Raw genomic sequence first — 22922 nt, 5'->3', positions numbered from 1 at the left:
TAATAATAATGATATATTAATAAAATCATTGGTATATTTATTATCATTATGTGGCTATATGAGCTTTAGTTATTAGCCATCTGCTCAAAGTATTCTTTTATAATACTCTCATATCCTTCCGGCAGTTGCTCATAGTAAGCAGGTGATGATATCCTTCCAACCTCATATGCCGATGAACTCTCAAACTCAGGTGGAAGTGATTCCTCATCTCCACTTTCAGTAAAGCCTGTTCCTGCTCCCGGTGGCAATGAGAGGTCGACCTCTTCTCCCTCTACCACGATGATAGCGGTCTCTCCGATAAGGTCCTCACTGGTTCCCCCTGAGTCTCCTTCTCCTTCAAGTGCGAACTGTTCATCAGGGGAGGTTCCATTCTCTGCTGAGGGTATGAACGGTATCTCATCTATTAAGCTATTGATGTCCTCGGGTGTGACCTCTGTCCTGTAATCCATTACGTTTATGGTGGTGAACATAACAAGAACTGCTAGCAGGAGTACCATGCTCTTCTTGAGCCTTTTCTTTTCAATAAGCTTTGAATTGTCGATCTTAGATGCCACATCCAGTACATTTCCCATCAGGTCGTCTGAAATTATATTGTGCACTTCTCTGTTGTCAAAGGCAGTCCTGAGCTTTTCGTGAAGTACTGGAAAACGTTCCTCTATGAATGGTATCAACAGTACCTTCCTGTCCCTGTAATGGAAAGCAAAGGTAAGGATGATGGCAAACAATATAGAAATAGCTGCAAGGAGAAGTTCTCCTGCTGAGATCATCCCCGAAGGGCCATAGGTAGAATCTGCGTAAAGTTCAAATGTTCTTAATGTAAGGATAAATTGGTCTATATTCAGTATCTTTAAAATAGTGAACAAGGTCAGTGCAATTATAGTGAGATCGATGATCTTGTAGATACGCTGGTATTTATTGACCGTAGCTTCCTGTTTCTCTACAAAATTATCAATATCCATGATCACTATCCTCTTTAAAGCAAACTTGAATGAACATTCATACCTTATATGAACACTTTTTTAGTTATCCAGCTTGTATCCATTGTAGGAACCAAGGACCTTGAGCATAGATACTTTCGAATTTATATAATATAAAGCATCTTTTATAACTGCATCGCATGTACTTCCTTCTATGTCAATATAGAACAGATAATCCCCCAAAGAACGTTTCGATGGTCTTGATTCAATACGGGTCAGATTAATGTCCCTTTTTGCGAATTCCCCTATGATCTCATAGAGTGAACCAGGTCTGTCCTCATCGATATCAGCAATGATGGATGTCTTGCATGTATCGTTTGTAGTTGTGCAGACCTCATCTTCCTGCCACTTGCCCTTTTTTATGACGATAAAGCGTGTATGGTTCTTCTCCCAGTCCTGAATATTGGGGACAAGTATCTTCAATCCATATTCTCTGGCGGATTCCTTTGATGCGATGGCTGCCATCTCGCAGAACTCATTAGCAAGTTTAGCAGCATGGGATGTACTTCCTGTCGTACGTATTTCTGCTTTCTTGAAATGTTCCCTTATGAACTTACTGCATTGGCCCAGTGCCTGAGGATGTGACATTATTATTTTTATATCTTTCATCTCACCCTTCGAGAGAAGACAATGCTCGATGGGTACAACTATTTCCCCGATGATGGTCATATCGCTATCAAGCAACAGATCCAGCGTGATCCCAACGGACCCCTCTATGGAATTCTCTATTGGTATTATTCCTATGTCCGAATCTCCATTGATGACTGATGCAAAAGTATCGTTTATGTCATCATAATAGACAAGGGATGTTCCCTCCGTCTTTGATTCTTTGCTTATCCAGCCTTTTGCTGCTTTTTCCGAGTAGGATCCGGCAGGCCCGAGTACGCCAACGATCATCGGTGCAAATGGGCTTGCCTCTTAAAAATAGTTTGTGATGGCAGGCTTTAACTTTTAACGACCCTGAATATCATTGCAAGCCCTGTCAGATTGATACCTATAATAAGTGTCGAACCAATGATCTTTCGCATCCCTTTGGGTATCATATCCTTATTTTTATCCGGCTCTTTATCTACATCGAATCGAATGACCTTATCAGAATCAGCAAAGATGGTTCTTTCATGTACCTGTTCATGATTTCCGGAAAGTTCAGCAGTGATGATGTATTCCTTTTCCTTTTCGAGTCCGTAAATAACATACTCGCTATCCCCTTCTGTTTCCAGAATGGTCTGTTTGTCCGAAGTTATCCTAAAACTTCCGGTTTCCGGAAGTAATACTTTGAAATTAGCATACCTTTTAGTGGCAAACGGATTACCAGTCGAAAATCGGAGCTCGTTCGGCAGGTCAAGGATACTGAGGATAGTGGGAGCAATATCTTCCTGACCTAGCTGTTCATCAATGATCTTTCTTTCGATATTGGATGATGTTGCAATGAAGGGTATCTGAAGCACTTCCGGTGAGGTTGCATATTTTCCGGACTTGCTGCCACCACGTCCGTCAGTTGATTGGAATGACATCCCGTGGTCAGAAGTTAGTATGAAAGCAAGGTTGTTACCTTCCGTTCTTTCAATAAGGGGCTGTACCATGATGTCGAGTTCTTCGATACAATCGACATATCCTTCATTTCTGCGATAAAGTCCGGCAGTATCAATGGCACCGATATTTATTGTCAGTATGTATTTCTGGTCAGGATATTGCTCCATCAGTTCAATGACCTCAAGGGCTGTTTCGATCCCCCAGAGGTTGTAAGCGTTATAGCGTTCGATCTCTCCTTCCTTATACTGCTGTACATAGGCCGGGGCCAGAATGGCATATTCGTTGAATATCTTTTCAACATCGAAGATCATCTCGGCATCTTGTTGACTGATATGGTCATTGAGCAAGACTTCCATCTGCGGATCATTTATCGATGTGGTGCTATCATATATGGCAATATCCTGTTCTGCAAGAAGTTCGTTCGTGTCACCCTTTTCCAGTATTGCGAACATAATGTATCCATTCTCGCGGGCAACATCATAGATGGTGGCATCATTATGTGATATCATTGCAGAGGTAGCTCCGGGATTTCCTGTAATGATCACGGAATGCCCATTTTCACCTTCTGTGGATGGTGTTAGGACATTGAATGCCTGAAGTCCATTCTTTGCAAGTGCTGAAATATTTTGAATCTCTGGCTTTTCCAAAGGGCTTCCGTCAAGTGCATACGGGATCTTTTCCTGAGATATGTAGCTTGCTCCGAGACCATCAACTATCAGTATAACAGCTCCATTATCTGTTTCTATATTTTGGACCTCTATTGGGGTGAGTGCCACAACAGGAGTTGAAAGTTGCACTATTATAAGACAAAATAGAACTAAGATCGCTCTTCTTTTTAAATTATGGTTTAATGTAGGTACGTTCTTCACGATCACTGCAATATTATTTTAGACTAATATAATTAATTATATTTCATCTCTTTGACATTTTTTTAAAATAGATGTTGTTTTTTGTTTTTTTCCTCTAATATTGTCAGGTATTTTATAATTTTATATATGTACTTTTCTACTATAAAATATCTATATTTTAAATAATTAATTATTATTATTATAAATTACGTTTATTGATATTGTTTTTTAATTTTATCTATTAAATTATAGATTTTTAATAGTAGCTTTGTTTTTATATTAGTTTTATTTTTCAAATTTTAGAGTATAATATATAAGTATATTGGTATTGGATTATGCAATAATTTTTAAGAAAATTTTATTTTTAATAAAAACAAAATCAATAGGCGCAATTATTTTGATAACTAATACATTTAAAAATATGTACTATATAGTAACCTATTTATACTAAATATTAAACATACAAATGATTATATATGATAATTTCAGTTTGAAATTTGGGTATAGTTACCCAATATCAGTTGTTCCATCTCTGGATTAATTGGATGGTGTGAACGACGATCTAAAAATATCAGTATCCGGCTGTACCGGGTCTTGAATTATGAAGGAGTGATCGAAATGACCGATTTAAACCCAAAAGAAAGATTATTGAACGCGTTAAACCGCGAACCAGTTGATAAGATCCCGGTAGTCTCTGTAACACAGACCGCTATAGTTGATCTTATGGATTAGACCGGTGCAGAGTGGCCTGAAGCTCATTCTGATGCAGATAAGCTGGCAACACTTGCCGTAGCATCACACGAGATCGCAGGCCTGGAAGCTGTAAGGTATCCATATTGTCTGACAGTTCTTGCAGAAGCTATGGGTTGTGAAGTTAATATGGGAACAAAGAACAGACAACCATCTGTAACTGATCACCCACATAAAGGCGTTGACAACCTAGTGATGCCCGAGAACCTTCTTAGCAATGGCAGAATACCTGCTGTACTTGATGCAACAAAGATCATCATCGACAAAGTTGGAGATAAAATTCCTCTGGTAGCTGGTATGGAAGGACCTGTTACCCTTGCATCCGATCTTGTAAGTGTAAAGAAGTTCATGAAATGGTCTATCAAGAAACCGGATGACTTCGAGACCATCCTTGACTTTGCCACAGATGCATGCATAGTGTATGCGAATGCACTGGCAGATGCTGGTGCAGATGTGATATGTGTGCCTGATCCTGTAGCATCCCCTGACCTCATGAACCCTGAAACATTTGACAAGATGCTTAAGCCAAGGCTTGCAAGGTTTGCAGAAGGAGTCAAATGTCCGATGGTGCTTCATGTTTGTGGAAATGTGACTCCTATTCTCGATATGATGGCAGACTGTAAATTCGAAGGACTTAGCATTGAGGAAAAGGTAGCTGACCTTAAAGGAGCCATTAAAACTGTCGGAGACAGGGCTGTGATCGTTGGCAATGTGTCCAGTCCGTTCACATTACTTTCGGGTGATGTGGAAAAGGTCAAAGCAGATTCAAAGAATGCTCTTGAAGACGGTGTGGCTGTTCTCTCTCCAGGATGTGGCATTGCACCCAATACTCCTGTGGAGAATGTTAAAGCCCTTGTCGAAGCAAGGGACGAGTATATTGCATAATATCTGTACAAACGGACTATCTAATAAATCTTAACACCCAGTCGGAAAGGTCTTGTTCTGCAGGACCTTTTATTTATTTATTTATTTATTTATGATCATCTGTCAATAATTGTTGCTCACATTGATCGATCAGGCAGGAAGGTAATACTATGCGAACAGGAATTGCAATAGATCTTGGTACAAGTGGTTTTAGGGCACAAAAAATAGACCTTGGATCAGGTGAGATACAGAGAACGGTCATCACAATGAGAAATCCTCTGCCCGGTGCGAACGTTATGGATCATCTGGATTTTGCCATGACATATGGTCAGGACAAAGCTCATGACCTTGTGATCAATGCTTTCATTCACATATTGAATGAACTTGAACCGGAAGGTGGACTTGTTGAGAGGATCGCAATATGTGGAAATCCTATACAATTATCATTTTTCCAGGGAATCCCTATCGATGACCTTGCCTATGCAGGAGAGCGAAAAAAGAAGCTGATGAATATCGAGGAACAAAAAAGGAATGCTTGTATCATTGACAGCACTCAGGTAAAAGGCCTTGAATTCCTTAATTGTAAAGTAGTTATTCCTCCTGCCATCAAACACGAGGTCGGTGCAGATGCTCTTGCATTGATAGTAAAGTCCGGAATGCTTGAATCTGATAAGATAGCCATTGCAACCGATTATGGTACCAATGCGGAAATGGCGTTAAAGGTCGGCAATGTTATATTCACAGGTTCTGCAGCAGCCGGTCCTGCACTTGAAGGTCAGGAGATCGGGGACGGAAGTATTGCACGGCCATTTGTGATCTCAGATGTTGAATTTAACAATGGGGATCTATTGAATTACGTTCTTGATGAGGAAATGAACACTGTCATTGGTTCCCTTGTCAACTATAAAAACGGTGATGTTCTCAAAAATGGTGATGTGCATGCTATCGGCATCACAGGTACTGGCGTTATTGCACTTATCGATGAGGCCATAAAAAATGGGACCATCCAATTACCAAATATAAATACGCCTGATAAAAAACTATACCTCCAGGATGATCTGCATTTCACAGAAAAGGACCTTGCTGAAGCTGGAAGGGCTATCGGTGCGATACGTGCCGGCCATGTGACATTATGTAATGCTGCGAATATTGCAATGGAAGATGTGGAGGTCGCATACATGTCCGGTGCTGCCGGTACTTATATGGATGCGATAAAAGCTCATCGTATCGGCATGATACCTTACAATGTCTCTAATATCTGCCAGATAGGGAACACTTCTCTTATTGTTGCAAGGGAGATCCTTCTTTCAGAAGAACGGTTATGGGACCTTCAGGAGATCGCAGTAGAGATTGTTGGCACACATGTAATGTTTGCAATGGATGAAGCATTCAAGGATGCTTACATTCTTGAACTTTCCTATTGGAACGAAGGCATGCCTTTCAAAACACTGAAAAAATATCTTAAGAAAAAAGGTCTTCCTACAATTGATGAAGTAAATCGGGAGCCAGAGATCGAAAAACGTGTCGAGAAAGATATTCCGGATCTTGGGGACGAAGGGCTTCATGTGCTCGACCAGATAGGTACATTTCTGGTAATAGATATGGATGGTTGTACCGACTGTAAGAAATGTGTGGATGTGTGTCCAAATAGTGCATTGGAACAGGAGGATCGGTCTGTGAGGATAAGGACTGATCTTTGTGACGGTGCACACTGTCAGAAATGTATTCATTCATGCCCGGAAAATGTCCTTGACTGGCATTTTCTCAAAGTAGTAGAAGAACGTTTATGGAGAGAATATGAAACGATTTGCTCACACCTGTTGTACTGACGTACTGGATATAGATCTAAAAAGTAAACAGATTGGATCGAAGGAAGCTACTATAGATCTTAGATGTGAGCAAATTTATTTATTCATTGATTTAAGATAATTCTTTCGTTCAGAAATATCATCAAAATATGGATATTCTATCTTTGTGGAAGATAAGATATAGATAATGGGTTGTTTACTTGTATTTACTTGTAATAAGATTCAAAACAAATATATAATTGAAACAAACAAATTCCATTATCAAAAACAAAAGGTCGTTTAGATCAAAAAAACGCAAAAACGGGAGATGTATAAGATATACAGTTCCATGGAAAAGACCGGTAATATATCTGTCAAAAAGACTTCATCTAAAGTTGTATCTGATGAAATATCAGAATCTGATAGCTGTAGTTCTTTCTCTTTTTCTGATGATCCTGGAAACTATTTCGAGGCTATTGTAGCATCTTTGAAAGAAGCTCTTATGGTACTTGATCCTGATCTGAACCTATTATATGCGAATGATTCATTCTACAAAATGTTCAGGATCAATCCTGCCGAACTCTTGGGAAATGATGCTGACATATTTGTTGATTTTAAGAAAAATTCACCTGAGCTGTTTGACAGGCTTAGCAGAGTTTGTAAAGAAGGTTTTTTACTTGAGGACTTTGGACTAACCTATCCTTTTATCAATGCCGGTACAAGGTCTGTGCTGATCAACGGAAGGCAGATCAGATACGATGGCAGCTGTGTTGCTCTTGTTACCTTTGAATATATTGACGAATTGAAAACCTCGGAAGAAGGAATTGCCCGATACGAAGGTCAATATTCAACGTTGATCGAAAAAGGCAATGAAGGGGTAATTGTTGTCCTTGACAATGAAATACGGTATACAAATAAGAAGTTCTGTGAACTGACTGGATCGTCAAAAGACGATATCATTGGTTCGCCTTTCCTTGATCATATTTCGCTTGAATATCGCAGAATGGTCTCCAAAAAATACAATAAATGTCTTTCAAGCAAGAAGAACGACTCCAATATTTATGAAGCAAATATTGTTTCGCTTACTGAAGGTGAAATTCCTGTGGAGATGACTAATTCCTACATTGAATACGAAGGACAATCTGCGGTTATGCTGAACTTAAATGACATTAGAGAAAAAAGAAAAGCAGAGAAAGCTCTTGTTGATACTGAAAAGAACTTCAGGATCATCTTCGAAAAATCTCCCATAGGTATAGTTCGTTTTGACCGGAAAGGAATTATAACGAATTCAAATGAAGTATTCAATGAGATATTCGACCACTTAAGGAATGTGATAACAGGCTATAATGTCCTCGATCTTTTCAGTGACAAAAATGTTCGTAGCGATATAAGTGATGTGATCTCGGGAAAGATAAGGAACTATGAGGATGATGTTCACATAATTGTAAATGACAATAATTCTATCCTGCATGTCACTTTCAGTTCTTTGATCGTAGATGGATCATTGCAGGGTGGGATGGGCATATTTGAAGATATCACCCTGAGGAAGATGGGTGAACGTTCTCTGCACCTAAACGAGTCCCGTCTTGAGACGCTTCTTGAACTCAACCAGATGTCCGATGAATCCATTGAAGATATATTAAATTTCACTTTGGAGGCTGCTGCAAAGCTCACTCAGAGCAATATCGGTTATCTTGTCAGTGTCCGTGAAGACAATTCTTTTGACATGGTCTTCCTCCTTTTAACAGACGATAAGGGTCAATACAAATTGAGCAAGGACCTGGGTGATTATCCGTTTGACATTTCCACCAGGGTTATCAAAGTGAGCTCAAGCGGGAAATATTTGCTCTCAAATTACTCTAATGATCTTTTTGAAATGGAAAATGACCATAATATAACCGGTACGATCACACGTCATTTTGATATCCCTGTCTCCAACGAAGAAGGTGAGCGATTCGTTCTGGGAGTTGGCAACAAAGATTCTCCTTATGATGATCTTGATACTCGTAACCTGGCACTATTGATCCAGGAAATGAAAAAACTGATCGAGCATAGGGAAGCTGATGAAGCTTTGCGTGTGTCGGAAGAAAAGTACTCAAATCTCGTTAAGAACGGGAATGACGGCATTATCATAATTCGTGATGATGTGCTGGAATTTGTAAATTCAATGTTCTGTGAGATCGTTGGCTTTACTCCCCAAAAGGTACATAACTCCAGTTTTTCTTCTTATCTTTCACCTGAATATCGGCGAATGGTGACTAAGCAGTTCTCGAAGATAATGGAAAAACAGAAGAGCAGCTCTAATAAATTCGAGGTCAATCTACTTGACCGTAAGGGTGATACTGTTCCGGTTGAGATTAGTCCTTCACGCATATATGATCAGGGCAAGCCTGCTGTAATGGCTATTATACGTGACATAACTGAGCAGAAAAAGAAAGAACAGGAACTGCTTGATGCACTGGAAGTACAAAAGGTATTGCAAACGGTTATCAAAAGCAGTCCTGCAATTGTATTTTTCTGGAATGCTCAGTCGGGATGGCCAGTTGAATTCGTTTCTGAGAACATTGATACATTTGGATATTCTCCGTCGGATTTCCTTTCTGGAAAACTGCAATATGGCGACATTATTCACCCTTCTGATGCGGAAAGGGTGCACAGCTATTTTGCCCGGAAATTTGCAGAAAATGCTTCAGAATATCGTCTCGAATACAGGATAATCACTAGGTCTGATGATGTTCGATGGGTTGTTGAGAGGTCCACTCCGCAGTATGATGAGGAAGGTCATCTTGTCCACATACAGGGTATCATCATGGATATAACTGAGCGTAAAAGAATCAATCAGTTCCTGAATATTGAGTCTGAGGTAGGTAATTTCTTCACTCCTTCAGGGGATCTTCAGGAAACCTTTGACCAGCTTCTGGAATTTGCTTTACATATAGAAAATATCGATTCTGGTAGTCTCTATCTGATAGACAAGAACAATGGCGGATTGAACCTTATCTCCCACAAAGGACTTTCACAAGATTTTGTAAAAAATAATTCTCACTATGCAGCAGATTCCATGCAGAGTCGATTTTTCATGATGGGTTATCCGCTCTACAAAATGTATTCCGATATCTATCCTGTGACAAAGCGTGATAACAGGGTAGATGAAGGGCTGCTGGCAACCGCTGTGATCCCGGTGAAATATCAAGAGGAAGAAGTGGCTGTTCTTTTCCTTGCATCGCGTACTGAATATGAAATGCCTTACAATATTCGTACATCGGTAGAAACAGTTGCTGAACAGATGGGTTCCATCATCGGTCGCATTGAAACGGAAGTCGATATGCAAAAGAACCAGAACGACCTTAAATCCCTTGTTGATGGTATTGAGGATCTGATCCTTGTTCTGGACAGTGAGGGTTGTGTACTCTACAGCAATGAGGCAGTCTCGAAAAAACTAGCTCACTCAAAAGAAGAGATCACTGGTATGAATTTTATAAAGATGCATCCGCATAATAAGGTACTCGAAGTAGCAAGTCACTTTGGGGATGCACTTGCAGGTAATAAGATCGAGTTCAGTTTACCTTTGGTTACAGGCTCTGGCATGCTTTTATCTGTGGAAACAAGATTAAAAAAGGGTAAATGGAATCGTCAGGATGCGATCATTGCTATCTGTAGGGAGGTTGACAGAAATTGAAAGGACCTGCATGCTTTGTCTGCCTGACAAACAATGTTCTTGTCACATGTTTGCATTTATCTTATCAAATCAGTATATTTGTAGGCATTTATATTAATTATTTTAATGGAGGGCTAAATTGTGATCGATATTAATCCTCAACGTATATTAGTACGATATAATGTAAAAGTGGAAAAGGAAATGACCCCTGAAGAGGTGGCTGAGAAATTATTCCCTGTGGAAGAGAATATACGCGAGGTCGCAAAGGCTGTCTTTGAGGGGGACGAAGACGAGGTCGTGGAAAGTATCCAGAATGCGATCAATAACGGACTTGACCCACTGAACCTTATTAACAATGCACTGATGGTGGGTATGGAAATAGTTTCCACTCTTTATGATGACGGTGTCCTCTACCTTCCGGATGTCATAATTTCAGCGCAGGCAATGATGGAAGGTATCGAATATTGCAAAGAACGTTCCGGTCAGGAACATGAATACAAGGGTAAGATCGTTTCCTATGTTGTGGAAGGGGATATCCATGATATTGGCAAGAAGATCGTGACCGTTCTTCTCAGAGCTAAGGGGTATGAAGTTGTAGACCTTGGAAAGGATGTCTGTGTGGAAGAGGTCATTGCGGCTGTCAAAAGGGAAAATCCCATTATGCTTACTGGAACCTCGTTAATGACGACAACCATGGTTGGCTTCAAGGATGTAAATTCCCGTTTACTTGAAAGTGATATTAATGTGCCTGTAGTGTGTGGTGGCGGTGCAGTAACACAGGATTTTGTATCCCAATATGAACTTGGTCTTTATTGTGAAGAAGCTGCTGACGTACCAAAGATCGCAGATGCTATCATCAACGGCTTGAATATTAGCCAGCTCAGGAAGGAGTTCCATAAACACTGAGGAGGAATGGGTTTGAGTTTGAAACGTTATAATAAAATGGCTTATGATGACTTTGAAGATATGGTCTTTGGACATTCTGTCTATCCAGTCAAGACCGGTTTTGATCTGGAGATCGGGGCTGGATATACTTCGGCAGAAGTTAACTATGCACCCAGGCCAGCAGCTGGTGAGTCTAAAGAGAAACTTATTGCAGAATACCACAAGATCACAACTGATATACTGCAACGAATGGTACAGGTGGGTTTCCCTTCTGTGGTGCTTGAAACGGAACATGTGCAACAAATGACCGTCAATCCGTCATGGGGTGCAGAGATAGCACATGAACAGAAGACAATTATGGAAGAGTTTCATGATGAATATGGCATCAAGTGTGCATTGCGCCATACGCCTGCTGATATTCGGGGCGGAAAAGAATCCCTCGATCTTAGGGGTGATTCTTATGGTCTGCTGCTGGAATCCTTTGAAGCGGTCGCTTCCAATGGGGCTGATATGCTTTCCATTGAATCACTTGGTGGTAAGACCGTCTTTGATTCATCAATATTAAGGAACGATATCTCAGGTGTGCTTTTTTCAATAGGTATCCTCGGCACTCTTGATGTAGAGTTCATATGGGAAGATATTAGCAAAATAGCAAAGAAACATGATGTTGTGGCTGCTGGTGATACTGATTGTTCTCAGGCTAATACTGCAATGTTCATTGCAGGTGGTCTGCTTGACAGAAAGCTTGCACACACCCTTGCTGTTGTAGCAAGGGCGGTTTCAGCACCGCGTTCACTTGCTGCATATGAGGCAGGAGCTGTTGGTCCCGGTAAAGATTGTGGGTATGAGAACACTATAATCAAGGCCATTGCCGGTGTCCCTATCTCGCAGGAAGGAAAGGGCTCAACTTGTGCTCACTCTGATGTCATGGGTAATCTCACTATGCAATGTTGTGATCTCTGGTCCAATGAATCTGTGGAGTACCGTGGGGAGTTTGGTGGTACAAGTGTTCAATGTTGGGGGGAGACCCTATCTTATGATTGCTCCATGATGAATACGGCAATAGAGGCTGGATATGCGAAGGTCTTCAGGGATGTTTTCATGGTCTCAGATAGATATAGGGATCCTCAGGCATTCATACTTGCATTCGATAATGCTTATAGGATAGGTGAATCGATCGTAAAGGATGGTAATGATATCTATCTGCGTGCTAAGAATGCTGCGATAGAGGCATGCGATATCGTTGATGAAGGTTCTCGTGGACAGCTTGAACTTTCGCGCTTTGAGAAAGCATCCCTTGCAAAGGCGATCAAGTCCCTTCATTCACTTACTGATGAAAAGGATGTTTTCATTGAAGAAAATTTGGATAAATTTTCAACGATGGAGAGCTTCAGACCTGAAAATTACGGTTACTGAAGTTTTCATTTTCATTTTTATCTTTATCTTTCATCTGTCTATCTTACGACCCATTTTCTTTTTTTCTTTTCGTTACGATTGTCGTGCAATGAATTTTTCAGTCATCTATTTCCATTCTTTGGATTGGATCTTTGATGCCTCAATATGTAGTATTTAAGTCTTTTGTATTATTTAAAAATATATAAATCAATATGTATATATACTAATTATTTAATAATTTATGTATATACAGATTATTGTTTAATTTTGTTGATATAATAAAATGATCTTGAATTGCTATTTTCAGTTAGTCCCTTTATTGATGTCGTTTTCTTTTTATTTAACCAAATTTGTATCATAGTAGCTGATATTTATAAGTTTCTACTATCAAGTGTATATATTTCTCTAAAATCAATCGATATTTTCAAAAATAAGCATCATTAACCTTTATTTTTTCATATTATTATCGATTAAAGATTTCCTTTTTACAAATGTTTTATATACTAGTTATATTTAAAGCAAATTTAATTATATTATATAAACATATTTACTAAATTTATTTCTTTTGTTTCAAGTATTGTTGATTTTTTTATGCATTTTCGATATCAATAAAGCTTATTATTGCTACATTTTACCTTTTTAATTTTTTTTAATAAAATGGTAATGCTTATATATAAAATCATTCAAAAACAAATGTTTATATACTGGTATGAGAGACGTTTGAATAGGTTTTCAGAACGAAATCCTATGATTGGATCGAGGGTGGTATTCTTCCCAAGAAGAATGGCACTTCAATTATTATTTAAAAAAACAAAGGAAGTAAAACATGACCAGTTTGGATATAGACCCCAGTGAAATTCTGGTAAGATACAATGTGAAATTGGAAAAGGCAATGACGCCTGAAGATGCTGCAGCTGAACTTTATCCTAAGGATGAGTTATACAGACAAATTGCAGTAGCAATCTTTGACGGTGAGGAAGACGACGTCATCGAAGGTCTTGAAAAAGCTATCGCAGCAGGAAAGGACCCAATTGCTCTGATCGACGATGCTCTAATGGTTGGTATGAAAGTAGTTACTGATCTGTATGATCAGGGAACGATCTTCCTGCCAAACGTAATGATGTCCGCGGATGCAATGCTCGACGGTATCGAGTTCTGTAAGTCACAGTCCAATGAAACACCTGTTTCAAAGGGTAAGGTCGTCTGCCATGTTGCAGAAGGAGATGTTCACGATATCGGTAAATCTATCGTAGCTGCACTTCTCAGGGCAAACGGATATGAGGTAGTTGACCTTGGCCGTGATGTTCCTGTAGATGAAGTCATTGAAGCTGTCAAAGCAGAGAAACCTCTCATGCTTACAGGTACTGCACTGATGACCACAACAATGTATGCTTTCAAAGCAGTCAACGACAGGTTACTTGAGGCAGGTCTCAATGTTCCATTCGCCTGTGGTGGTGGAGCTGTTAACCAGGACTTCGTATCTACCTATGACCTGGGTATTTATGGCGAAGAAGCTGCTGACGCACCTAAGATCGCTGACAAGATCCTTGCAGGATCTAGCATTAGCGCACTGAAAGAAGAATTCCACAAACACTGAAGAGGTGAGAAAAATGGCAATCAACCGATATACAAAAATGGCATATGATAGTGCAGATGACATGATCTTCGGTAAATCAAAGCACCCTGTAAAAGCAGGACTTGGACTCGAGATCGGTGGCGGATACACTATACCTGAAGTTAACTATGCACCAAGGCCTGAAGCCGGTGCATCAAAAGAGAAGCTCGTCAAGGAATATCAGAGGATAACCACAGATATCATGAACCGTATGGTCCAGGTAGGTTTCCCTGCTGTTGTTCTTGAGACAGAACACGTCGAACAGATGACCAATAACCCAACATGGGGAGGAGAGGTCGCACACGCACAGAAGACCATCATGGAAGAATTCCACGATGAATATGGCATTAAATGTGCATTAAGACACACCCCTGGTGACGTCCGTGAAGACCGTGACTTCCTTGGTCTTAGAGGAGACAAGTTCAATGTCCTGATGGAGTCCTTTGAAGAGGTCGCTGCAAACGGTGCTGACCTTCTTTCAGTTGAATCAATGGGTGGTAAAGAAGTATTTGATTATGCTATCCTGAGGAACGATGTTCCTGGTATGCTCTATGCTATTGGCTGCCTTGGAACCATGGATATGGACTTCCTCTGGCAGGAGATCAGCTCTGTTGCAAAGAAGCACGGAGTAGTTTCCGCAGGTGACACTGACTGTTCCGAAGCAAACACCGCAATGTTCATTGGTGGCGGTCTTCTTGACAAGAACCTTGCACACACACTTGCTATCATCGCAAGGGCTATCTCTGCACCAAGATCACTTGCTGCATACGAAGCTGGTGCAGTTGGTCCAGGTAAGGACTGTGGATATGAGAACAGCATCGTAAAAGCTATCTCCGGTGTACCAATCTCACAGGAAGGTAAGTCCTCCACATGTGCACACTCTGATGTCATGGGTAACCTTGTCATGCAGTGCTGTGACCTTTGGTCAAATGAATCTGTCGAATATCATGCAGAATTCGGTGGTACTTCCGTACAGTGCTGGTCAGAGTCCCTTGCTTACGACTGTGCCTTGATGAACACAGCAACTGCAACAGGTCAGGAAAAGACCCTCAGGGACCTCTTTGTGCTTTCTGACAAGTACAGGGACCCACAGGGCTATGTTCTTGCATATGACAACGCATACCGCGTGGGTGAAGCTATTGTCAAGGACGGTAATGACATTTACCTCCGTGCAAAGAACGCTGCACTCAAGTCAGTAGAGATCATGGAAGAAGGAATAGCTGGCAAGCTCGAACTCACTAAGTTCGAGAAGGGCGCCCTTGCAGACGCAAAAGCTGCACTTATGGCACTCACAGATGACCAGGACACTTTCATGAGCGATTGCATGACCAAGTACAAGGAAGAAGTTAAGGTCTTCCTGCCAGAGAACTACGGTCTCTAAGCATTTAGCATCGAAGTCTCCAAACGTGGACTGTAGCCCCGTATTGCTCGGGGCTACTTTCATCACCTTGAAAAATGTGTATTGCACGATTTTGTAAGCTTCATCCCTATAATCATAGAAACACCCCTTTCTAAAAAATAATACTGGAGGTGATATTCAGACATTTAAGACTCCTTTATCTCCTTTATGTCTTTTTGATATTTATTAACGGGTGCATGTTTGTCCCGAATCACATTTAACAATCATTTGTATGTGTCGAGTTGTAATATTATTTATTGAATTTTATAAAAATTATTAATCGAACTAACGGAAGTGATTATATTTGACAAATAATGAAGATATACCAGAGAACTGTATTTTATGTAACCCTGCGGATGGATTTCACATGATCGATAAAACAGCAGATCATGCACCACTCGGATTTGCAGGTCTTGGTTTTGCAGCCACAATGCTGGGAATGATGGGTTCAGGTTTTTTCGCAGATGCTACAATGGTCGTCTCAATGTCAATCTTCCTCGGAGGATTTGCTCAGGTCTTTGCGGGTATAGAAGGTTGGAAAAAAGGAGATGTATTCGGTGCAACTGCTTTTTCAGCATTTGGTCTGTTCTGGTTCTCCTTTGCGTTCATCTTGATGTCCTCAGGTCTTGCAAGCGGAGTTCTTGGAGCAGCCAGTGCAACTTCAATAGGCTTCTATCTATTCATATGGGGGCTAGTTTCCCTTGTGTTGCTGCTTGTAACACTCAAGATCGGTGTTAAAGCGATAACCATCGTTTTCATCACTCTTACTCTGACATTCTTCCTTAACGCAGCTGCAAACTTCGGAATTGGTATTGGTCCACTTGCAGGTTACATGACCTTGTTGCTTGGAATATCAGCTCTGTACACATCTCTGGCGCTTGTCACAAATTCAGTTTTTGGAAAGACAGTAGCTCCACTCTAAGGTAAGATCGGGCTAGAATGTCATGTATGTAATATTCAGATCGTGACCGTCCATAAGGTCGGTCATTCCCCTCCCTTAAAAACATAAATAAAATGCCAGGTGGTAACAATTGATAACCTCTACCAGAAAGAACGGAACTGGATCTCTTGCTCTTTCCGTCTTTATTGAAATAGCTCTGGTAAGGATATTCGCAGGTATCTATTCTCATATTCTTGCTGTGCAGGTGATGGGATATTTTGCCTTATTTATCGGTGTCATTACCGCAGTTCATCACTTTGTACCTAATATCATCTCACTTTTGACCGACCACTTCCATCCATACGGTTATAAAAAATATAGTTCTCTTGTATCATTGTTCATCGCGATCATCTTTATTCTGGCAAGTCTGTATATCCTCTCTGAAGCTCACTCTATCATTAATGGAAGTAACTCTTTATTGCCGGAGACTTCCATCTATATCTTGCTTTTAATATCTGTTATTCTATCAGCAGCTATACTGAAATATTGCCCTTTGGATGAATTTGATCAGGTTGGAATATCTAACTCATTTGCACTTAAGTTAGATGTTCTGTTTTCACTTTTGATCGTTCTGACCTTGTTAATTCAAGTAAGTCCAACTGTTCTAATGTTGGAAACAGTACTGATAGCTCTTATACTCATGAAATATTGCGTATCTGTCGTGGTCATGTCTTGTAACGTATTATGCGATGCATGCTGTATTGATGAACACAACGTTCGCCGTCTTGTAAGGTCCATTGAAGGAATTGAGAATTGCTATAAAGTGCGAACTCATGGTTCACCTGACGATATGTTTGTAGATATTCACGTAAAAATTGATTCCGATATCCATGTTATGGATGCTCATCGGATCGTTGAAAATATTGAAAGGGAACTTAAACGGACCTTTGCAGGAATTTCCGATATACTGGTTCACATCGAACCTTCTGATGGAAGGTGAAACAATTGAATACAATTTTCTTAGGGCAATGGTGAAATGATGCAATATAGTCTTGGTATCGATGCAGGTGGAACCTATACTGATGCGATCCTCATAAGTGATAATGACAGGTCTGTAGTGATGTCCAACAAGGCATTGACAACCTATCCTGATCATATTGAAGGAATACGGAATGCAATTGACGGGATCGATGAAAAATATCTGAAAAATGTAGATGTCATATCGGTTTCAACCACACTTGCAACGAATACTGTGCTGGAAGATACTGGCTACCCCGTAGGTCTCATTCTCATAGGGGATCATTCTCACAATAAGAATTTCCCGACAAGTGATATCATCTTCATATCAGGTGGTCATGATCACATGGGCGATGAACTAAAACCGCTTGATATTGATGCTATAAAGGAGTTCGTAATTGGTTCAAAGGATAGAGTATCTGCTTTTGCAGTCTCATCACATTTCAGTATAAGAAATCCTGAACACGAGCTAAGGGCAAAACAGCTCATATCAAAACTTACGGGAATGCCAGTCGTTTGTGGGCATGAGCTGTCACAGGATATTGGTGCTTACGAAAGAGCAGTCACAGCATACCTTAATGCACAGCTTTTGCCTGTCGGTGAGAATTTCATAGACGCGATGATCTCTGAGATAAAAAGACGTGAGATGGATGCAAGATTACTGATGCTTAAATGTGATGGTTCTGTAGTTGGTATCAGGGATGCACTTGAAAGACCTATCGAGACAATATTTTCAGGTCCGGCTGCAAGTCTTATTGGTGCTTCTTTTCTTTCCGGTCTTGACAGTTGTGTTGTGATAGATGTCGGTGGTACAAGTACAGATGTATCGATGCTTTCTGAAGGTGTGCCGGATATTAGTGAATCGGGTGCAGTTATCGGAAAATGGCAAACGCGTATAAAAGCTATCCATATGGAAACATCGGCAATGGGTGGTGATAGTCATATATGGATAAGAGATAATGATCTGGCCATTGGTCCCAGGAGAGTTGAACCTATCTGTGTTGCAGCGGTCAAATATCCTGGTTTTCTTGAAAAACTTAAGAACATTAAATGGATCTCAAGAAAACTGCTGGATGAAAATATCCAACCTACAAAGTTCTTTGTAAGGACCAGACAGGAACCTCTGGAATTGACTGAAAATGAAAATATTGTATTATCTGTTATTGGGGATGATCCCGTCTCATTTGATGATATTTCAATGATGCTTAAAAAATCACCTTCTCCTTTTGTTTTGAGTTCTCTGATAAGTAAAAGGCTTGTGCAGGCTATTGGTTTCACTCCTACTGATGTATTGCATGTTCTGGGAGAATATGATCAATGGGATCAAGAGGCTTCAAAAATGGCTGCTGATGTTCTGGCTAAATTGAACACTATGGGCAAATATGAAATGTGCTCTCTTCTCAAAAAGCGTTTTGCGAGGAATATGACATTCGAATTGATGTCATACCTTTTGCCAGGTGTTGGACCTGAAGGCATCGGTGAGATAGTTGATCGCAAGTTCAAGGTCAGGTTCGACGTAGAGGTCCCTGTAGTACTTATTGGAGGTCCGGTGTCTGCTTATGGGGATGAGTTAAGCTCATTTATCAAAGCAGACACCATAGTTCCTAATTATTCAGATGTGGGAAATGCAGCGGGAGCTTTGTTTGGCAAAGGTGTCAAGCGTCTGGAAATAATGATAAGGCCATTATCTCTTAATGAACCTGATAAAGAATTCTTTGTCTATTCACCTGAGGGGAGAGAGAAGTTCAATACTTATGTAGAAGCACTTGAATTTGTAAATGAACGTGGGAGGTCGTTGATATATTCCTATATGGCAGAATGTGGGATCATAGAAAACAAAGTAAGTATAACTGTTACAGAAGAATCCCTTTCACCGGAAGGTTGGCATCATCCTCCGATGGAGACTAAACTCATATTTGTAGGTGTGGGTTTTGCTTGATATCGTGTGTCTTAGAAATGGAATCGAGTTTCAGAGGGCCGATTTGAGAGCTGAAATTACTATATACAGATATAATGACCAGTAATATTGAACATATAAAAAAGAACGCATCATTTTTGGATCGGATGATGCGTTCGTGGAAAACAAAAAAGGAGCTATTAAAATGTTAACACTTGTAGTTGGTGGTTTTCTTGGAAGCGGAAAGACCACCACGATAATCAATACGGGAAAATATCTCGTGGACAAAGGGCATAAAGTTGCTATTATTGTCAACGAGATCGGAGAGATCGGGATCGACGGTGATATCATCAGCAAGTTCGGCTTCGATACAAAAGAAATCACTAACGGATGCATCTGTTGTTCACTCAAGATGGGGCTTCGCTCAACTGTGATAACACTTTTTAATTCTTATGATCCGGATGTCCTTATAATCGAACCTACTGGAATTGCATTTCCAAATGTGATCAAAAGAGAGATCGAACTGATGGACCTTGGAGAAGGTTCCAAGATCGCACCTCTTGTGACCCTTATCGACGGCAGCAGGTTCAAACACATATTAAAAGAGATGAAGAATTTCTCCACCCGTCAGATAGAGGATGCAGAGATCCTTGCCATCAACAAGATCGACCTTATGGACAGAATACAGATACCTATCGTAGAAGAATCTGTACAGCAGCTTAACAAAAAAGCAAAAATAATACGGATATCTGCAAATAATAGCGATGAGAATTTCTGCAGTTTCATGGACATGATTCTTCCTGAAGAACTTCTTAATAGGTCTCTTGATGTCAAAGTTCAGGAAACAAAGCCAAAAGAGATGGGAAAAACATCCATTGCCTCTGCAAATGGTATATCACTTGTCAGCAAGAAAGAGATGGAACTTATCAGTGATGAGCAGGAAGCAGAAAACTCCATTGATGCATCAGGTGTTGCAACCTATGCTGCAGAATATAATCTCAAAGCCAGGACAGATATCAATAAAGCAAAACTGATCGCTAAAGAGATCATGACGAACATAAAAGCAGAAGTTATGGAACATAGCCCCGAGTTCATTGGCCATATCAAGATGTTCTTAGATTCTGATACGAATACAGTAAAAATGAATGTGACTGCATACTTCGAAGATCCACAATTAGAACTGATCGAAACAGGTAACAATGAGATCCTTAAGTTAAAGATACTTTCAGCGATCTCTAACATGGAAAAAAAAGAACTTGTGAAAATCGTCGATACCTTCGCAACAGATATATCCAAACGTTATGGAATTGAGATCGAACAGGTTGAAGCGTATCATGAGCACGATCATTGATACGTTTGCTTACAATTTCAATATTCTCCTGACAAATATTTAGCTTTGTTCATCTCTTTATTTTGCATAGAATTGTTGCAGAAGAATGCCTCTCACCGGAAGATTTGCATCATCTTCCGATGGAGAATTAACCTATATTCGTGGGCGTGTATCTTGCTTAAGGTCGGGTATTGAAATGTCAGAAGATATTTCCTCTATACACCTTAAGTCCTTCATCTGAGACCGTAAGGATGAAGGGATCCATGCTGTGTGCTGAAGAACGCATTTTTCTAGCCTGGATATAACGGTTCGTTGTATTGTCCTTCATGTGAATTCCCAGTTCTATGATACCGTCTGCAAGATAACTTTCAAATTTATCTGCATAGTTCATTCCAAGGGATTCAGTGGTTTCAAGTATCACGAAAGTTGTCAGATTTTCACGCCTGAGTGGTTCGAAAAGATGGTAAAGTCTTTTTCTCATCTTTTGAGGTTCAACATCGAGGAGCGAGTAAAGGGCACCAAGGGAGTCCAATGCTACACAAGTAAACTTATCCCCCATCTTCTGCTTATATTGCAGAATATTTGTCTCTATAAGGTTTAGCAGATCGCCTGAAAATTCATCGTATTGAAGTCTATAATCGCTAAAATCAGATATTGATAGATTATCCGAAAGTTCCAGTCCCATACTTTCCATGTTCGCAAGGTGGTTATCTTTGCTTTGCTCAAGGGTAATGTAGGTCCCGAACTCTCCGACATTATCCAGATATTTTGAAAGGATAGAAAAAGTAAGTCCGGATTTAAGAGTTCCAGGTGCACCCGTTATTAAAACCACACTTCCTTTTGGTATGTCCGTATTGAATATTTCGTTCAGCCCTTCAATAGTATCAATAAATCTCACCAAATTCCTCCACTCAATATTAGTATCTTGAAATACGTTAATTTTATTTATTCTCTAATGCGCTTAGTTATCGAAAAATATTTTGTTCCTTTCTGGATCAATTTTTGATCTTAAGGATCTGTTTTACTGTCTCTATCCCTTTTTCAGTGAGATTGTTTTCAGTGTTTATCACTTTACTCTCAACCAGTTCTTTTATTGAGATCTCAAGCTCATTAGGGTCAATGTACAGAAGGTTGGCTATATCCTTTTCTTCCCTGATTCCGATGTAAAGGGAATTCAATACTCTTATATGCAGGTTCTCTTTCATATTGAGTATTCTCGATAGTGCCAGCAGGATCCTATTATCTTCTGATTCTATCAATATGGTCGCCCCTGAAACATTCTGCAAATGGAGCTCCATATCGAAAATATTTACCTTATTTATGGTGATGTCCCTTATCTCGGGGGATATTACAAAATACCAGATATCTTCAAGAAAAACACTTCCTGATACTGATGAATATTCATATTTCTTAGTAAATTTCACAATATCGTTCTTTGGTGTGAATATATCGTTTGTTTCACTTGATGAAGACAAAGATAGTAATGGCAGAGAATTATCGAATGGATCATCTTCTTTGAGATTTTCAAGGTAATAATGACCCTGTTGTGTTATTTGTGCATTTTCATCAACAAGCTTTCGTATCTTGAGTGTATCAAAAGCACGTTCGAGAACTTCCCTGTCAGTTGAAACACGTGATATATGTTTATTGATGTCCTTTGTTCCCAATCTAAGAAGGCTTAAAAGTCTTGTTTCTTCTTCTTTTAATCCGTCAAAATCCGTATTTGCCCTGAAACCTATCCTTTCAATTAAATGGTTCTTTATATATTCTATATCTCCAGGATTCCCTGCAAATATCATTGAATAGTTGATATGGGAAGAACCAAAAATCGGATTCTTCTTATAATCGATAGCTATCTCTGCAGCATATCCTGTATCTGCTCGTACATTATTTTTTACAGAAGGTGATAGTTCACGGTCCACAGTTTCGATAGATCTGTAAGGGATCATGTTCCAACCGGAACCTGAAGGGAACCAGATATCATTATCTGTAAAAGCCACAACAGCATTTTTCCATGCCAAGCTATGACTACTCATATTTATCATGATCTTTGGCAGATCGATAACGTATGATAACTTAATTTCCAT

The 22922-nt window shown here is 39.9% G+C and carries 15 protein-coding genes and 1 pseudogene; 11 read left to right on the top strand and 5 right to left on the bottom strand.

Features of this window, described 5'->3' with window-relative positions:
• Positions 1 to 65: 65 nt before the first annotated feature.
• From AC20MK_RS06585 to AC20MK_RS06575, 3 genes are read right to left on the bottom strand one after another with little or no spacing between them, the layout of a single operon-like run.
• Positions 66 to 959, bottom strand: a complete 894-nt coding sequence (locus tag AC20MK_RS06585; protein WP_487355079.1) for a DUF7502 family protein — start codon at positions 957 to 959, stop codon at positions 66 to 68.
• 60 nt (positions 960 to 1019) lie between these two features.
• Positions 1020 to 1874 (bottom strand): prephenate dehydratase, encoded by an 855-nt coding sequence (gene pheA / locus AC20MK_RS06580; protein WP_487355078.1) that lies wholly within the window; start codon positions 1872 to 1874, stop codon positions 1020 to 1022.
• 47 nt (positions 1875 to 1921) lie between these two features.
• On the bottom strand, positions 1922 to 3307 hold the full coding sequence (locus tag AC20MK_RS06575; RefSeq protein WP_487355077.1) for a sulfatase-like hydrolase/transferase: 1386 nt from the start codon (positions 3305 to 3307) through the stop codon (positions 1922 to 1924).
• Positions 3308 to 3976: 669 nt separating this feature from the next.
• Here AC20MK_RS06575 and mtaA point away from each other — a divergent pair.
• From mtaA to AC20MK_RS06520, 11 genes and pseudogenes are all read left to right on the top strand, one after another.
• Positions 3977 to 4993, top strand: a pseudogene (gene mtaA / locus AC20MK_RS06570) (methylcobamide:CoM methyltransferase MtaA).
• A gap of 149 nt (positions 4994 to 5142) precedes the next feature.
• Positions 5143 to 6801 (top strand): methylamine methyltransferase corrinoid protein reductive activase, encoded by a 1659-nt coding sequence (locus AC20MK_RS06565; protein ID WP_487355076.1) that lies wholly within the window; start codon positions 5143 to 5145, stop codon positions 6799 to 6801.
• A gap of 286 nt (positions 6802 to 7087) precedes the next feature.
• Positions 7088 to 10438, top strand: a complete 3351-nt coding sequence (locus tag AC20MK_RS06560) for a PAS domain S-box protein (RefSeq protein WP_487355075.1) — start codon at positions 7088 to 7090, stop codon at positions 10436 to 10438.
• Positions 10439 to 10558: 120 nt separating this feature from the next.
• A complete protein-coding gene (mtaC, locus tag AC20MK_RS06555) occupies positions 10559 to 11323 on the top strand; it encodes a methanol--corrinoid protein MtaC (RefSeq protein WP_487355074.1) in 765 nt (254 codons plus the stop codon).
• A gap of 6 nt (positions 11324 to 11329) precedes the next feature.
• On the top strand, positions 11330 to 12718 hold the full coding sequence (mtaB, locus tag AC20MK_RS06550; RefSeq protein WP_487355073.1) for a methanol--corrinoid protein co-methyltransferase MtaB: 1389 nt from the start codon (positions 11330 to 11332) through the stop codon (positions 12716 to 12718).
• Between the two features lie 805 nt (positions 12719 to 13523).
• A complete protein-coding gene (mtaC, locus tag AC20MK_RS06545) occupies positions 13524 to 14294 on the top strand; it encodes a methanol--corrinoid protein MtaC (protein WP_487355072.1) in 771 nt (256 codons plus the stop codon).
• Between the two features lie 13 nt (positions 14295 to 14307).
• Entirely contained in the window at positions 14308 to 15693 is a 1386-nt protein-coding gene (gene mtaB, locus AC20MK_RS06540; RefSeq protein ID WP_487355071.1) for a methanol--corrinoid protein co-methyltransferase MtaB, read from the top strand.
• A gap of 385 nt (positions 15694 to 16078) precedes the next feature.
• Entirely contained in the window at positions 16079 to 16633 is a 555-nt protein-coding gene (locus AC20MK_RS06535; protein WP_487355070.1) for an acetate uptake transporter, read from the top strand.
• A gap of 109 nt (positions 16634 to 16742) precedes the next feature.
• Entirely contained in the window at positions 16743 to 17591 is an 849-nt protein-coding gene (locus tag AC20MK_RS06530) for a cation diffusion facilitator family transporter (protein ID WP_487355069.1), read from the top strand.
• A 39-nt stretch (positions 17592 to 17630) separates the two neighbouring features.
• A complete protein-coding gene (locus AC20MK_RS06525; RefSeq protein ID WP_487357076.1) occupies positions 17631 to 19547 on the top strand; it encodes a hydantoinase/oxoprolinase N-terminal domain-containing protein in 1917 nt (638 codons plus the stop codon).
• A 163-nt stretch (positions 19548 to 19710) separates the two neighbouring features.
• Positions 19711 to 20856, top strand: a complete 1146-nt coding sequence (locus tag AC20MK_RS06520; protein WP_487355068.1) for a GTP-binding protein — start codon at positions 19711 to 19713, stop codon at positions 20854 to 20856.
• 178 nt (positions 20857 to 21034) lie between these two features.
• Here AC20MK_RS06520 and AC20MK_RS06515 read toward each other — a convergent pair whose 3' ends face one another.
• Both AC20MK_RS06515 and AC20MK_RS06510 read right to left on the bottom strand, forming a co-directional pair.
• The gene (locus tag AC20MK_RS06515; RefSeq protein WP_487355067.1) at positions 21035 to 21733 is read right to left on the bottom strand and encodes an RAD55 family ATPase; all 699 of its coding nucleotides are present in this window, start codon (positions 21731 to 21733) and stop codon (positions 21035 to 21037) included.
• A 97-nt stretch (positions 21734 to 21830) separates the two neighbouring features.
• Positions 21831 to 22922, bottom strand: a complete 1092-nt coding sequence (locus tag AC20MK_RS06510; protein ID WP_487355066.1) for a hypothetical protein — start codon at positions 22920 to 22922, stop codon at positions 21831 to 21833.

Source organism: Methanococcoides sp. DA23 (genome assembly GCF_057593895.1).
The sequence above is the reverse complement of the archived record's forward strand: the minus strand, read 5'-3'. Positions and strand labels throughout refer to the sequence as shown.

Excerpts from the sequence above, each read along its gene's own strand:
- AC20MK_RS06585 (WP_487355079.1), bottom strand. The coding sequence starts at position 959 with ATGGATATTGATAATTTTGTAGAGAAACAGGAAGCTACGGTCAATAAA.
- pheA (WP_487355078.1), bottom strand. The coding sequence starts at position 1,874 with ATGATCGTTGGCGTACTCGGGCCTGCCGGATCCTACTCGGAAAAAGCA.
- AC20MK_RS06565 (WP_487355076.1), top strand. The coding sequence starts at position 5,143 with ATGCGAACAGGAATTGCAATAGATCTTGGTACAAGTGGTTTTAGGGCA.
- AC20MK_RS06560 (WP_487355075.1), top strand. The coding sequence starts at position 7,088 with ATGTATAAGATATACAGTTCCATGGAAAAGACCGGTAATATATCTGTC.
- mtaB (WP_487355073.1), top strand. The coding sequence starts at position 11,330 with ATGGGTTTGAGTTTGAAACGTTATAATAAAATGGCTTATGATGACTTT.
- mtaC (WP_487355072.1), top strand. The coding sequence starts at position 13,524 with ATGACCAGTTTGGATATAGACCCCAGTGAAATTCTGGTAAGATACAAT.
- mtaB (WP_487355071.1), top strand. The coding sequence starts at position 14,308 with ATGGCAATCAACCGATATACAAAAATGGCATATGATAGTGCAGATGAC.
- AC20MK_RS06535 (WP_487355070.1), top strand. The coding sequence starts at position 16,079 with ATGATCGATAAAACAGCAGATCATGCACCACTCGGATTTGCAGGTCTT.
- AC20MK_RS06525 (WP_487357076.1), top strand. The coding sequence starts at position 17,631 with ATGCAATATAGTCTTGGTATCGATGCAGGTGGAACCTATACTGATGCG.
- AC20MK_RS06520 (WP_487355068.1), top strand. The coding sequence starts at position 19,711 with ATGTTAACACTTGTAGTTGGTGGTTTTCTTGGAAGCGGAAAGACCACC.
- AC20MK_RS06510 (WP_487355066.1), bottom strand. The coding sequence starts at position 22,922 with ATGGAAATTAAGTTATCATACGTTATCGATCTGCCAAAGATCATGATA.